12 protein-coding genes are annotated in these 14498 nt (G+C 30.7%); all 12 read left to right on the forward strand.

What is annotated here, in order from left to right:
* Positions 1–78: 78 nt before the first annotated feature.
* Positions 79–855, forward strand: coding sequence for a GTP-sensing pleiotropic transcriptional regulator CodY (codY, locus tag Q0649_RS03730; protein ID WP_298837611.1), 777 nt, complete (start codon positions 79–81; stop codon positions 853–855).
* Positions 856–1124: 269 nt separating this feature from the next.
* Positions 1125–1829 (forward strand): 30S ribosomal protein S2, encoded by a 705-nt coding sequence (gene rpsB / locus Q0649_RS03735; protein WP_171296921.1) that lies wholly within the window; start codon positions 1125–1127, stop codon positions 1827–1829.
* A 107-nt stretch (positions 1830–1936) separates the two neighbouring features.
* Complete coding sequence (gene tsf, locus Q0649_RS03740; protein ID WP_298837525.1) at positions 1937–2857, forward strand: translation elongation factor Ts; 921 nt, start codon at positions 1937–1939, stop codon at positions 2855–2857.
* A 72-nt stretch (positions 2858–2929) separates the two neighbouring features.
* Entirely contained in the window at positions 2930–3649 is a 720-nt protein-coding gene (pyrH, locus tag Q0649_RS03745) for a UMP kinase (protein ID WP_298837528.1), read from the forward strand.
* A 24-nt stretch (positions 3650–3673) separates the two neighbouring features.
* On the forward strand, positions 3674–4231 hold the full coding sequence (frr, locus tag Q0649_RS03750) for a ribosome recycling factor (protein WP_298837531.1): 558 nt from the start codon (positions 3674–3676) through the stop codon (positions 4229–4231).
* 144 nt (positions 4232–4375) lie between these two features.
* The gene (locus tag Q0649_RS03755) at positions 4376–5080 is read left to right on the forward strand and encodes an isoprenyl transferase (RefSeq protein ID WP_298837613.1); all 705 of its coding nucleotides are present in this window, start codon (positions 4376–4378) and stop codon (positions 5078–5080) included.
* A gap of 11 nt (positions 5081–5091) precedes the next feature.
* Entirely contained in the window at positions 5092–5898 is an 807-nt protein-coding gene (locus tag Q0649_RS03760; RefSeq protein WP_298837534.1) for a phosphatidate cytidylyltransferase, read from the forward strand.
* Between the two features lie 299 nt (positions 5899–6197).
* On the forward strand, positions 6198–7358 hold the full coding sequence (gene dxr, locus Q0649_RS03765) for a 1-deoxy-D-xylulose-5-phosphate reductoisomerase (protein ID WP_298837536.1): 1161 nt from the start codon (positions 6198–6200) through the stop codon (positions 7356–7358).
* A gap of 14 nt (positions 7359–7372) precedes the next feature.
* On the forward strand, positions 7373–8410 hold the full coding sequence (gene rseP, locus Q0649_RS03770) for an RIP metalloprotease RseP (RefSeq protein ID WP_298837539.1): 1038 nt from the start codon (positions 7373–7375) through the stop codon (positions 8408–8410).
* Positions 8411–8422: 12 nt separating this feature from the next.
* Entirely contained in the window at positions 8423–9472 is a 1050-nt protein-coding gene (gene ispG / locus Q0649_RS03775; protein WP_298837541.1) for a flavodoxin-dependent (E)-4-hydroxy-3-methylbut-2-enyl-diphosphate synthase, read from the forward strand.
* Positions 9473–9517: 45 nt separating this feature from the next.
* A complete protein-coding gene (locus Q0649_RS03780; RefSeq protein ID WP_298837616.1) occupies positions 9518–13831 on the forward strand; it encodes a PolC-type DNA polymerase III in 4314 nt (1437 codons plus the stop codon).
* A gap of 203 nt (positions 13832–14034) precedes the next feature.
* Positions 14035–14496, forward strand: a complete 462-nt coding sequence (rimP, locus tag Q0649_RS03785; RefSeq protein ID WP_298837547.1) for a ribosome maturation factor RimP — start codon at positions 14035–14037, stop codon at positions 14494–14496.
* Positions 14497–14498 lie beyond the last annotated feature (2 nt).

Genomic DNA, 14498 nt, shown 5'->3' on the forward strand with positions numbered 1-14498 from the left:
TACCAATTATAAAGTAAATTGACTTTGTGAATTCGTTCAAATAATATAAGTTGTATTTATAACAAAATGAGGAGGAATATTGTGTCATTATTAGATAAAACGAGAATGTTGAATAAAATATTGCAAAAATCAGGAACAGAACCAGTTGTTTTTGATGATATATGTAACTTATTAAGCGATGTATTGCAATGTAATGTATATATTATTAGTAGAAGAGGAAAAATATTGGGTTATGATTTATCAAGTGGGTTTGAGTGTGAAGTCGTAAAAGATGAAATCATAAAAAACATGAGATTCCCAGAGGATTACAATAATAGTTTGCTTAATATTAATGAAACGAAAGCAAATCTTACAAATGAAAATATTTGCGTATTCCAGGATGATAAGGAATGTGCAATAGAAAATAAATTGTCAACTATAGTACCGATAAATGGTAATAGAGAGAGATTAGGTACTCTTTTACTTTCAAGATTCGAAAAAAGATTTACAGATGATGATCTAGTTTTAGTTGAATATAGTGCTACGATAGTTGGTCTTGAAATTTTAAGGGCTAAAAATGATTTGATAGAAGAAGAAGCAAGAAAAAAAGCAGTAGTGCAACTTGCTATTGGAACGTTATCTTATTCAGAACTTGAAGCAGTACAACATATATTTAATGAATTAGATGGCAGTGAAGGCTTACTTGTAGCTTCTAGAATAGCAGATAAGGTTGGAATAACTAGATCTGTTATAGTTAATGCGTTAAGAAAATTTGAAAGTGCAGGAGTAATAGAATCAAGATCACTTGGAATGAAGGGTACACATATTAAGATATTAAATGAGAAATTAATGGATGAATTAAAAAAAATAAAATAATTTAAGGCAGAACAGTTTTGTTCTGCCTTAAAAAAAATCAATAGATAATGTATAAATATGTATGAAATGAGAATATTAATAAATAGAGTATTCTTCTGATTCAATAAAAGATGTAATTATATTAAAGATTTTTATTGAATACATTATTACCTTATGTTATACTACACAGGTGAGAAAATACACACATTACTTAATTATTGAAGGGTGCCAATATTTGGTCTTTAATAAAATGATGGTAATGGAGGTAAAAACCAAGGAGGTTATTATTAATGGCAGTTATATCAATGAAACAATTATTAGAAGCAGGTGTACATTTTGGACATCAAACAAGAAGATGGAATCCTAAAATGGCTCCATACATATTTACAGAAAGAAACGGAATATATATCATCGATTTACAAAAAACAGTTAGAAAAATAGATGAGGCATATGATTTCATTAAATCAGTATCTGAAGAAGGTAAGGATGTTCTATTTGTAGGTACAAAAAAACAAGCTCAAGAAGCTATTAAATTTGAATCTGTAAGAGCAGGAATGCATTTTGTAAACAATAGATGGTTAGGTGGAATGCTAACTAACTTTAAAACAATTAAAACAAGAATAGCAAGATTAGAAACATTATATAAGATGGAAGAAGATGGAACATTTGAAGTTCTTCCTAAAAAAGAAGTTAGTCACCTTCTTAATGAAAGAGAAAAACTTGAAAAGAATCTAGGCGGAATTAGAAGCATGGATGCAAATAAAATTGGAGCTCTATTCGTTGTAGACCCAAGAAAAGAAAAAAATGCTATTTCTGAAGCTAAAATCCTTGGAATTCCTGTAGTTGCAATAGTCGATACAAACTGTGATCCAGATGAAGTTGATTATGTAATCCCAGGTAATGATGATGCTATAAGAGCAGTTAAATTAATAACTGAAAGATTAGCTGATGCCATTATAGAAGGAAGACAAGGCGAACAATTAACTGAAGAATAGTATTTATATTTATCTAATAGAATAGTTATTGGTGTAATAGTGAGGGTAGGTGGAAGTTAATTCTTTCATTTACCTTTTAAACTAGATAGGAATAGGAGGAAGTAATAATGGTTACTGCAAGTATGGTTAAAGAATTAAGAGAAAAAACTGGAGCAGGAATGATGGATTGTAAAAGAGCTCTAAGTGAAACAGATGGTGATGTGGAAAAAGCAATTGAACTTTTAAGAGAAAAAGGGTTGGCAGCAGCTGCTAAGAAATCTGGAAGAATAGTTGCAGAGGGATTGGTATGTACATATATTTCTGAAGATATGAAAGTAGGAGCTGTTGCAGAAGTTAATTGTGAAACTGATTTTGTTGCCATTAATAATGAGTTTGTTACTTTAGCAAATAACGTGGCGAAACAAGCAGCACAAACTGATTCAACAACAATAGATGAATTCACTTCTGAAAAATATATAGCTGATGAAACAATTACTGTTAAGGATGCAGTTACAGCTTTAATAGCAAAATTAGGCGAAAATATGTCTGTAAGAAGATTTCAAAAGTTTTCTATTGAAAACGGTATTGTTCAAAGCTATATTCATGGTGGCGGAAGAATAGGCGTCTTAGTGGAACTTGCATGCGAAAAACAAGATGATGTATTAATTACAATTGCTAAAGATGTTGCAATGCAAATTGCGGCTGCTAGTCCTTTGTTTTTAGATAATACATGTGTCGATAAAGATACTTTAGAAAAAGAAAAAGAAATATACAGGGTTCAAGCAATAAACGAAGGAAAACCAGAAAAGATTGTAGAAAAAATGGTTATGGGCAGAGTTAATAAATATTTTAAAGAAGTATGTTTACTTGAACAAATTTGGGTTAAGAACGCTGACTATACTATTACTAAATATCTTCAGGAAGAATCAAAAAAACTTGGTGCTGAGATAAAGGTAACAAGATTTGTAAGATTTGAAAGAGGAGAAGGTATAGAAAAGAAAGAAGAAAATTTTGCTGAAGAAGTTCAAAGACAAGTGCAAGGTAAATAAAAATTAAAGGGAACACAAAGTGTTCTCTTTTTTAAAATAGGTAATACTTTAAATTTAGGAGGTACAATGTTTATGGAGGTTGCTAAATACAAAAGAATTATGTTGAAAATTTCAGGAGAAGCTTTAGCTGGTGATACAGGATTTGGAATAGATTTTGAATTCACAAATATTATAGCACTTCAAATAAAGGAACTGGTTAAGTTAGGTGTTGAAATAGGTATAGTTGTTGGAGCTGGAAATATATGGCGTGGTAGAAGTGGTGATGGTATGGACAGGACTACTGCGGATTATATGGGAATGATGGCAACTTGTATTAATGCACTAGCACTTCAAGATTCTTTGGAAAATATTGGCGTAAATACTAGAGTACAAACTGCCATTGAAATGAAGGCAGTAGCAGAACCATTTATAAGAAGAAAAGCTATGAGACATTTGGAAAAAGGAAGAGTTGTTATATTTGCTGCAGGGACAGGTAATCCATATTTTTCAACGGATACAGCGGCTGCACTTAGGGCAGCAGAAATAGAAGCTGAAGTAATACTTCTTGCTAAAAAAGTTGATGGGGTTTACGATAAAGATCCACATATATACGATGATGCAAAAAAATTCGATAAACTTAGTTATATTAATGTGCTTGAAAAAGGACTTCAAGTTATGGATTCTACAGCTACATCATTATGTATGGATAATAATATTCCAATATTAGTTTTTGGACTTGATAAACCAGAAAATATAAAAAAAGCTGTCTTAGGGGAGAAAATCGGGACTTTAGTGTCTGATTGTGCTAAATAACCAGTACAAAATGGAGGGAATTCTATGATTAAGGAAATTATTAGTTTTGCTGATGAAAAAATGAACAAATCGATTGTTGCTTTAAAACACGAATTATCAAGTATGAAGGCAGGAAGAGCAAATTCTGCAATGCTTGATAGGATTCATGTTGAATGTTATGGTAGTCTCGTGCCATTAAGCCAAATGGCAAATATATCAGCACCAGAATCGAGAGTATTATTAATACAGCCATGGGATAAATCTTCTATGAAAGACATAGAAAGAGCTATTTTAAAATCTGATTTGGGATTAAATCCATCAAATGATGGAATTGCAATTAGATTAATTATTCCTGAGCTTACTGAAGAAACAAGAAAAAATTTAATGAAGACTATTAAGAAAACCGGAGAAGAAGGTAAAATAGCAATAAGAACTACAAGGCGTGAAGCTAATGATAAAATTAAAGCATTGAAAAAGAATAGTGAAATTTCTGAAGATGAAGTTAAAAAAACAGAAGATATCATCCAAAAGGAAACAGATAAATTTATTAAAGAAATAGATAAAATAATTGATGATAAAGAAAAACAAATAATGTCAGTTTAGTCCTTAATTTTAAATAGAACCTGCATTTATGCAGGTTCTATTTAAAATTATACTATAACTAGTAAAAAGGAGAGAATTTTATTGAAAAAATTATTCGCTTTTTTAAAAAAGAATAAAGATATAAGTAATAGAGCAGACTTAGATATGACTAAAATACCTAAGCATATTGCAATTATAATGGATGGAAATGGTAGATGGGCAAAAGAACGAAATTTGCCTAGAGCACTTGGACATAAAGCCGGCGTAGAAGCAATTAGAAAAATTGTAAAAGAATGTGACAGATTAGGAGTTAAATATTTAACATTATATGCATTTTCAACTGAGAATTGGAATAGACCTATAAAAGAAATTGATTCTTTAATGAAGTTATTAGTTGAATATCTAAAAAAGGAATTTGAAGAATTAAATGCTAATGATGTTGTCATTAATTCTATTGGAGATATTTCGAAATTGCCTTTGATATGCAGGGAAGAATTAAATTATGCTTATGAAAAAACAAAAAATAATAAAGGGCTAATTTTGAATCTTGCTTTAAATTATGGAGGAAGAAATGAAATAGTAGATGCTGTAAAACAAATTTCATCAGATTTAATTAACAAAAAAATATCTAAGGATCAAATAAATGAAGACTTATTTTCAAAATATATGTATACAAGTAAAATGCCAGATCCTGATTTAATAATAAGGCCTAGTGGTGAGTTGAGATTAAGTAATTTCTTGCTTTGGCAGAGCGCTTATTCAGAACTTTGGTTTTCAGACATTAATTGGCCAGATTTTAAAGAGGAACAGTTACAAAATGCAATAGTAGATTATCAAAAAAGAGATAGAAGATTTGGAAAGGTTAAATAGGGGAGATAAGCATGAATAATAGGTATATAGGTGCTCTTGTTTTAGCTCCGTTCATAATATTTTTATTTTTAGGCGGGGTGTATTTAAAATATATTGTAATGGTACTTTCAATCTTTGGTATGTACGAGTTCTATAAAGTTTCTAGAAAAAAACACTATAAGCCAATTGCACTTATAGGATATGGGTTATGTATATTATATTATTTAAATATGAACAAGGATTTTTTACAAAGCTTTAATATATACATTTTAATAGCAACAATTTTTTTACTGCTATGTATTCCTGTGGTTTATACAAGTTATAATTTTGTAGATGTTGCGCTTACGTTATTTGGATTTCTGTATGTTGCAGTGTTTTTTAGTTTTATAGTGTTTATAGACAATAAGACTTACGGTCAATATTTAGTATGGATTATATTTATTTGTTCGTGGGGATGCGATACTTTAGCTTATTATTCTGGAAGAATTTTAGGAAAAGGAGGGAAACATAAGCTATGTCCTAAAGTTAGTCCTAATAAAACAATAGAAGGTTCAATAGGTGGTTTGCTTGGAAGCATTATTGGATGTACAATTTATGGATATATTATTTCAAAATATGGTGTGAATATAGAACTATATCATTATGCTATAATTGGTGTTTTATGTGGCGTTTTTGGACAGTTTGGGGATTTAATTGCATCGTCGATAAAAAGGTATGTAGGGGCCAAGGATTACAGTAATCTTATACCGGGACATGGTGGAATTTTAGATCGTTTCGATAGCATTTTATTTGTGTCTGTGGTAGTATTTTATTATATTACATTTATAATAAAAATATAAATTTATATAGTTTGTTTCTTAAAAAAAATCATATTTGGGCAGAATGCAAAAAAATAATTCGTAATGAATTGGCATTGATGACTTTATATGATTTTATTATTACACAAAGCACCATGAATAAATAACTATGTTATATTTAATACTGCTAATATGCAAAATAATAGAAAAAAATTGTAAATATTAACAAAGACATTGTATTTTATTTGGAATATAATTACATATAATGTGTAGTAGTAGTATTTTTAATTTTAATGGCATAATAATTGTAAATTATAGCATTATAGGGATGGAGAGATTAAATGAAAAAACTTACTATTTTAGGGGTTACGGGATCAATTGGAACTCAAACTTTAGATGTTATTCGATCGGATATTAAAAACTTTATTATTATTGGAATTTCTGCAAATACTAATTATGAGAAAATAATACCTATTATAGAGGAATTTAAACCTAAATATGTTGCCATGATGGATGAGGGGGCTTCATTGAAACTTAAAAAATATTGTAGTTTTAAAAAGTATCCAACTGAAATATTGCATGGATTAGATGGCTTAAATTATATAAGTACTTTACCTGAAGTTGATGTTGTAGTAACTTCAGTTGTAGGAATGATAGGACTCGTCCCTACTATAAAAGCTATTAATGCAGGAAAAGATATTGCTTTAGCTAATAAGGAAACGCTGGTTGCCGCGGGAGAACTCGTCATGGAAGCTGCTAAAAGAAACAATGTAAATATTTTACCGGTTGATTCAGAACATGGTGCTATTTTTCAATGTTTACAAGGAAATAAGCTTAAAAATGTTAATAAGATAATAATAACAGCATCTGGTGGCCCATTCAGAGGCAAAAGTAGAAAACAATTAATAGATATAAGACCAGAAGATGCGATTAAACATCCCAAATGGAGAATGGGTAAAAAAATATCAGTTGATTCGTCAACACTTATGAATAAGGGACTTGAGGTTATAGAAGCACATTGGCTATTTGGAATGGATTATGAAAGTATACAAGTGGTAGTACATCCACAAAGTGTAATACATTCTATGGTTGAGTATATTGATGGTAGCATAATAGCACAAATGAGTTCTACTGATATGAGGCTTCCAATTCAATATGCTATAAATTATCCTAAGAGAAACAGTGCTGTCATCGATAAATTAGATTTTTATAATATTGGTACATTAACTTTTGAAAAACCTGATAGTGATACATTTAAATGTCTTAAATTAGCATTGAAAGCAGCTAAAATGGGTGGAAATATGCCGGCTATTATGAATGCTGCAAATGAGGTAGCTGTTGGACTATTCTTAGACTATAAAATCGGATATCTCCAAATAGAAGATATTATAGAAAAATGTATGAATAAGTTTGATCACAAGATTAAACCAACTCTAGAAGAAATTTTAGACGTTGATTTAAAGGTTAGGGAATATATAAAAAATAATTATGATGGAAAATAGGGAGGAAAATGGTTATGAGTAGTATTTTACCTAATATACCATATATTATTATGGCTGTTTTAGCTTTTAGTCTTTTAGTTATAATACATGAATTGGGTCATTTTATTATGTGCAAGTTAAATGGGGTAACGGTAAGCGAATTTTCCTTAGGAATGGGTCCGAAACTGTTTGGAATAAAAGGAAAGGAAACAGAGTATTTAATTAAAGCGTTTCCTGTTGGTGGATATGTTAAAATGGAAGGTGAAGAAGAAAGCAGCAGTGATCCTAGATCTTTCACTAATAAAACACCAGTTCAAAAGCTAAGTATAGTTTCCGCTGGAGCAATTATGAATTTAGTCTTGGCAGTAGTTTTATTTGCTATTGTAGGTGCTGCAAAAGGATATGTATTACCAATAATAGGGCAAGTAGTTTCTAATAGCCCAGCTATGCATTCTGGACTAAAGGTAGGAGATAAAATTACTAAAATTGATAAAGTTAAAATAAATAGATGGGATGAATTTATAAATATTGTTTATGTATCTAAAGGCCAAAGTATGAATATTGAAGTACTTAGAGATTCAAAGTTAATAGATATTTCTTTAAAACCAGTTAAAAATTTGAAGGAAGATAGATATATGATAGGAATTGCTACTTCCGGCTTAGAAAAAAAATTAAACTTTGGAGAAGCGGTAGGATACGGATTTAGCCAAACTGTTGATACTGCAAAACAAACTTTTGGTGTTTTTGGTACCATGTTTAAGGGTCAGTTTTCAAGTTCTGATGTGGGTGGACCTATAAGTATAATGAGAATTTCAACTAAAGCTGCACAAAGTGGATTTACAACGCTACTTTACTTTACTGCATTAATGAGTGTGCAATTAGGAATATTTAATATAATACCTTTCCCAGCCTTAGATGGAGGATGGATTTTTATGTTGTTATTTGAAATAATATCAGGTAAGAAATTAGATGATAATAAGGTGGGAACAATAAATTATATTGGATTTATGTTTTTGATGGCGTTAATGGTGGTAGTAGTTATTAAAGATATAGTTAGTCCGCTAAAATTTTAGGAGATGAAAATTATGAAAGCTAGAAAAACAAAAAAAATCAAAATTGGTAATATATATATAGGTGGTAATTCAAAGGTTGCAGTGCAATCAATGACGAACACTGATACTCGAGATGCAGAGGCTACGATAAAACAAATACTTGAGTTAGAAAAGGTAGGCTGTGACATTGTGCGCTGTGCGGTGCCCGATATGGTAGCTGCTGAGGCGATTAAAGATATAATGAAGGGAATTCATATACCATTGGTAGCAGATATACATTTTGATTATAGGCTAGCATTAAAAGTTATTGAGAATGGAGTATCTAAACTAAGAATTAATCCCGGTAATATTGGAAGCATTGATCGAATAAAATTAGTGGCAGATGCGGCTAAAGCTAAGGGTATACCAATTAGAATTGGGGTGAATTCAGGATCACTCGAAAAAGATATTCTTCAAAAGTATGGTCATGTATGTGCGCAGGCTTTAGTTGAAAGTGCACTAAAACATGTTAAGATACTTGAAAGTTTAAATTTTTATGATATAGTTATTTCTATAAAATCATCAGATGTTGTTATGATGATTGAAAGTTATAAATTATTATCGGGCAAGGTAGATTATCCACTTCATCTTGGAGTTACTGAGGCTGGAACTACTTGGAGAGGAACAATAAAATCAAGTGTTGGAATTGGAGCCCTACTATCTGAAGGAATAGGGGATACTATTAGGGTATCACTAACTGGAGATGTAGTAGATGAGGTTAAGGTTGGAATAGAAATCCTAAAATCATTAGGTTATATAGATGATGGGATTAAATTTGTATCGTGTCCAACATGTGGTAGAACACAAATTAATCTTATAAAGATTACGAATGAAGTAGAAAAGAGATTGGAATTTTGCAATAAAAATATAAAAATTGCAGTAATGGGATGCGTAGTCAATGGGCCAGGCGAAGCAAGAGAAGCTGATATTGGTATCGCTGGCGGAGATGGAGTTGGGCTCATATTTAAAAAAGGTAAAATAATTAAAACTGTTAAGGAAGAAGATTTAGTAGAAGAACTTATACGTGAGGTAAATAATTTATAACATGTCTTCCCAGGAGGAATATTAATGAACGCAAGCCTAGCTGAAATGTTGAAAAATGATTTTGATTTAAATGATGAAACATTAGTAGATGATATTAAGGTGTTAAGGGTTCAGTACCTTAAAAAAAGCAATAAATTAAGGGTAATCATTAAATCTTTTGAGGATACAGATGATAATAAAAAATTAATAATTAAAAAGATTATATCAAAACGATTATGTAGTTTTAACGATATACAGTTAATTTGTTACAGGGATGTATCAAATGCAACTATAGAAGATGTAAAAGATAAGTTTTGGCTGGATGTAGTAAATGTAATATCTATTTCAGAGCCATCAAGTAAGGACAGCTTACTTAAATCAACTAGAATAATTGAAAATGGTGTACTTAAAATTCAGTGTGGCAATGATTTTATGTGCAAAATTTTAAGAGATAAGAATATAGAAGTTCTTATAAAAAACACTATAAACGATATGTTTGGAGTTAATTCAGTAGTTAAATTAGAACATAACAGTGAACTTTCTAAGGATGATTTTTTCATGAAAAAAGAAAAAGAAAATGAAATTATTATTAATGAAATAGTTAAAAATATAAATATAGAAAAGACAGACAAGCCTCGTGCTACAGCCCAAAACAATGATAATAATGGTTACAAAGCAAACAAGTTTAGTAAACCTTTCTACAAAAAGGGTGAGGTTGCCGATAAAAATACAATAATGGGAAGAAATATTAATGATGAAAGTATAGAAATAAAAGATATAAGCGAGACTTCTGGAATAATTTGTGTTTGTGGCGATATTTTTAAGGTGAAGATAATTGAAACTAAAACTGGAAGAATAATCATAACATTTTATATTACAGATTATTCTAGTTCGATTACAGTGAAATGTTTTCCAAAGCCTAAAGAAGTAGAAAAAATGATGGAAGAAATTAAAGTTGGACTTTTTTGTAAGGTACGAGGCGAAGCAAGTTATGATACTTATGCAAGAGAAGTTGTAGTTATGGCTAGAGATATAGTTAAACTAAAAAAAATACAAAGAATGGATACTGCTCAGGAGAAAAGGGTTGAACTTCATCTTCATACACAAATGAGTGCTATGGATGGTATGAGCCCTGCATCTAAACTTGTTGAAAGAGCAGCTATGTGGGGACATAATGCAGTAGCAATAACTGATCATGGTGTAGTTCAAGCATTTCCTGAAGCTATGGACGCTGCTAAAAAGAATAAAATTAAAGTTATCTATGGGGTTGAGGGTTACCTTGTAGATGATGGAGTACCAATTGTTATTAATAATAAAGATGAAACTTTAGATGATAGTTTTGTAGTCTTTGATATAGAAACAACGGGGTTATCTAGTGAAAATGATAAGATTATAGAAATTGGTGCATTAAAAATAGAAAATGGAAAAATAGTAGATAGGTTTAGTGAGTTTGTAAATCCAGGGATAGATATACCTTATAAAATTATAGAACTAACTGGAATTACAAATGATAATGTATCGGATGCGGACTCTATTGAAAAAGTACTTCCTAATTTTTTAGAGTTTGCAAAAGACAGCGTTTTAGTAGCACATAATTCTGATTTCGATGCATCTTTTATTAAAAAGAATTCAGAGAGGTTAAATTTGAAGTTTGAAAGTGCAATTATGGATACAATCCCTTTAGCTAAATATCTACTTAAAGATCTTAAGACGTTTAAGTTAAATACAGTAGCTAAATATCTTGGTATAACCCTTGAAAATCATCACAGAGCTATAGATGATGCTAAAGCTACTGCGGATATACTATTGCATTGCTTTGGGTTACTTCGCGAAAAGAATATTTTAGATCTGGATACTTTAAACAAAGAATTTTTGGCTGATTTTAATGTAAATAAGGCAAATACTTATCATGTAATTATTTTGGTGAAGAACCAAGTAGGATTAAAGAATCTTTATAAGCTTATTTCATTCTCAAATTTAGAATATTTTCATAGAAGACCAAGGCTTCCTAAAACTTTGATTGAAAAGTACAGAGAGGGCCTTATAGTTGGATCAGCGTGCGAAGCTGGACAAGTATATAAGGTGGTTCTTCAAGGAAAATCTAATGAAGAAATCAATAAAATAGTAGAGTTTTATGATTATTTAGAAATACAACCTTTATTAAATAACAAATTTATGATTAAGAATGGAATAGTAAAAGATGAAAATGAATTAATGGATATTAATAGAAGAATATGTGCTATTGGTGATAAAAATAATATGCCGGTAGTTGCTACAGGAGATGTACATTTTTTAGAACCTTCAGATGCGGTTTTTAGAAAAATTTTAATGGCAGGCAAAGGATTTTCGGATGCGGATGATCAACCACCATTATATTTTAAAACAACAAATGAGATGCTAAGTGAATTTTCATATTTAGGAGAAAAAAAATGCAAAGAAGTGGTGATTTATAATCCAAATAAAGTTGCTGAAATGATAGAGTTTGTAAAACCAATACCTGATGGAACTTTTACACCTAAAATACCAGGTGCAGAAGAAGATATTAGAAAGATGACATCTGATAAAGTTCATTCAATATATGGGGATCCATTACCAGAGATAGTTCAGAAAAGATTGGAAAAAGAATTACACTCAATTATTGGTAATGGATATGCAGTACTTTACTTAATTGCTGAAAAATTAGTAGCAAAATCACTTTCAGATGGTTATTTGGTAGGTTCGAGAGGGTCTGTTGGATCTTCTTTTGCGGCTAATATGTCTAATATAACAGAAGTAAATGGACTTCCACCACATTATATATGTCCAAATTGCAAAAAGAGCGAATTTATTTTAGATGGATCCATTGGTTCAGGTGCAGATTTGCCGGATAAAGAATGTCCTGATTGTGGAACCTTATATAAAAAAGACGGTTTTGATATTCCATTTGAAACATTCTTAGGATTTGAAGGGGATAAAGAACCGGATATAGATTTAAACTTTTCAGGCGATAATCAAGCAGACATACACAGGTATACAGAGGTTCTGTTTGGTAAGGGTCATACTTTCAAGGCAGGAACAATTGGAACGATTGCTGAGAAAACTGCTTATGGTTATGTGAAAAAATATCTAAATGAAAAAGACATTATGGTGCCTCAAGCTGAAATTGAAAGACTAGTGCTTGGATGCACAGGTGTTAAGAGAACGTCAGGACAACATCCAGGTGGAATAATGGTTGTTCCGAGCGACAATGAAATATATAATTTTTGCCCAGTTCAGCACCCGGCGGATGATCCAACATCAGATATTATTACTACACATTTTGATTACCATTCCATAAGCGGAAGATTATTAAAGCTGGATATACTTGGTCATGATGATCCCACAATGCTTAAAATGCTTCAGGATTTAACAGGACTTGATCCTCTAACTATCCCTTTATCTGATGATAATGTCATAAGCTTATTTACGTCACCTTCGGCATTAGGACTTACACCAAAAGAATTAGGTTGTGAAGTGGGAAGTTATGGTGTTCCGGAATTCGGTACAAAATTTGTAAGACAAATGCTTTTAGATACACAACCAAAATCGTTTTCTGATTTGGTTAGAATTTCAGGATTATCTCATGGTACAGATGTATGGATTAATAACGCACAATTTTATATCAAAGAAGGATTTACAACACTTAAAGATTGTATTTCTACCAGAGATGATATAATGGTTTATTTAATGCAGAAAAACTTACCACCAAAAACTGCTTTTACTATCATGGAGAAAGTACGAAAAGGTAAGGGACTTTCAGAAGAACATGAGAAAATAATGAAAGAACATGACGTTCCGGATTGGTATATAGGCTCATGTAAAAAGATAAAGTATATGTTTCCTAAAGGTCATGCAGTAGCCTATGTAATGATGGCCGTTAGAATAGCATACTATAAGGTTTATTATCCGAAAGAATATTACGCTACATTCTTTACTATAAGAGCAGATGATTTTGATGCAAATTTAATAGTAAAAGGTGAGAGTGCTATAAGAGTTAAAATAGATGAACTTGAAGCTCTAGGTAAGGATATAGGAGTTAAAGAAAAAGGGCTTCTAACAGCTCTTGAGTTATCTTTTGAAATGTATAAAAGAGGGATTAAATTATTAAATGTAGATATTTATAAATCAGAGTCAGTTAAATTTACAATTGAAGAAGAGTCACTAAGACCTCCTTTAAATGCGCTTGAAGGAGTAGGAGAAAACGCTGCTAAAAGTATAGTACTAGAAAGAGTAAACGGAGAGTTCATATCAAAAGAAGATTTGAGAACTCGGTGCAAAGTGTCTAAAACAGTTATTGAATCATTAAATAATCATGGGTGTTTAAAGGATCTTCCTGACACGAATCAGTTATCGTTTTTTTAGGGAAATGTAATTAGTCCTTGAAATAGCTGATTTTATATGATAGAATAATAGATATTAGTTATCGCTAGTTATTTTATTGAAAGAGAGTAGGCCCGCCTACTCTCTATTTATTGAAACGCAACTCATGGTTGCGTTTTAATTATAATATTATGGTTGATTATGCTAATAATAGTATAAAATACTAATAAAAGGAGGGTGTTAGAATGAGAAATGATACCTTGTTGCAAAAGCTTAGAAAAATAGCTTTGCCAATAGTTGAAAAAAACAATTGTGAATTATATCATTTGGAGTATGTAAAAGAAGCTGGAGAAAATTATTTAAGAATTTATATAGATAGTTCAAATGGAATATCTTTGGAAGACTGCGAAAAAACTAGTAGAGGAATAAGCGAAATATTAGATGTTGAAGATCCAATAACAGATAGTTACTGTTTAGAAGTATCCTCACCAGGAATCGAGAGAATTTTATATGATGATAATCATCTAAAAAAATACATAGGTCAGAATGTACTAGTTAATTTAAAGAGCTTATATGAGGGAACTAAAAAACTTGAGGGCGATTTAGTAGGATTTTCTGATGTACAAATAGAAATTCAATATGATGGGAACAATATAATTATTCCAAAAGAAAATATTTCCATCGTAAGTTTAAAACCAGTGCTGTAAGG

This window comes from uncultured Clostridium sp., assembly GCF_937920395.1.
Lineage (GTDB): Bacteria > Bacillota > Clostridia > Clostridiales > Clostridiaceae > Clostridium_AD.

What these genes read in the sequence shown, in the direction of transcription:
- tsf (WP_298837525.1), top strand. Translation starts at nt 1,937, where the DNA reads ATGGTTACTGCAAGTATGGTTAAAGAATTAAGAGAAAAAACTGGAGCA.
- Q0649_RS03780 (WP_298837616.1), top strand. Translation starts at nt 9,518, where the DNA reads ATGTTGAAAAATGATTTTGATTTAAATGATGAAACATTAGTAGATGAT.
- Q0649_RS03755 (WP_298837613.1), top strand. Translation starts at nt 4,376, where the DNA reads ATGACTAAAATACCTAAGCATATTGCAATTATAATGGATGGAAATGGT.
- pyrH (WP_298837528.1), top strand. Translation starts at nt 2,930, where the DNA reads ATGGAGGTTGCTAAATACAAAAGAATTATGTTGAAAATTTCAGGAGAA.
- rimP (WP_298837547.1), top strand. Translation starts at nt 14,035, where the DNA reads ATGAGAAATGATACCTTGTTGCAAAAGCTTAGAAAAATAGCTTTGCCA.
- dxr (WP_298837536.1), top strand. Translation starts at nt 6,198, where the DNA reads ATGAAAAAACTTACTATTTTAGGGGTTACGGGATCAATTGGAACTCAA.
- rseP (WP_298837539.1), top strand. Translation starts at nt 7,373, where the DNA reads ATGAGTAGTATTTTACCTAATATACCATATATTATTATGGCTGTTTTA.
- rpsB (WP_171296921.1), top strand. Translation starts at nt 1,125, where the DNA reads ATGGCAGTTATATCAATGAAACAATTATTAGAAGCAGGTGTACATTTT.
- ispG (WP_298837541.1), top strand. Translation starts at nt 8,423, where the DNA reads ATGAAAGCTAGAAAAACAAAAAAAATCAAAATTGGTAATATATATATA.
- Q0649_RS03760 (WP_298837534.1), top strand. Translation starts at nt 5,092, where the DNA reads ATGAATAATAGGTATATAGGTGCTCTTGTTTTAGCTCCGTTCATAATA.
- frr (WP_298837531.1), top strand. Translation starts at nt 3,674, where the DNA reads ATGATTAAGGAAATTATTAGTTTTGCTGATGAAAAAATGAACAAATCG.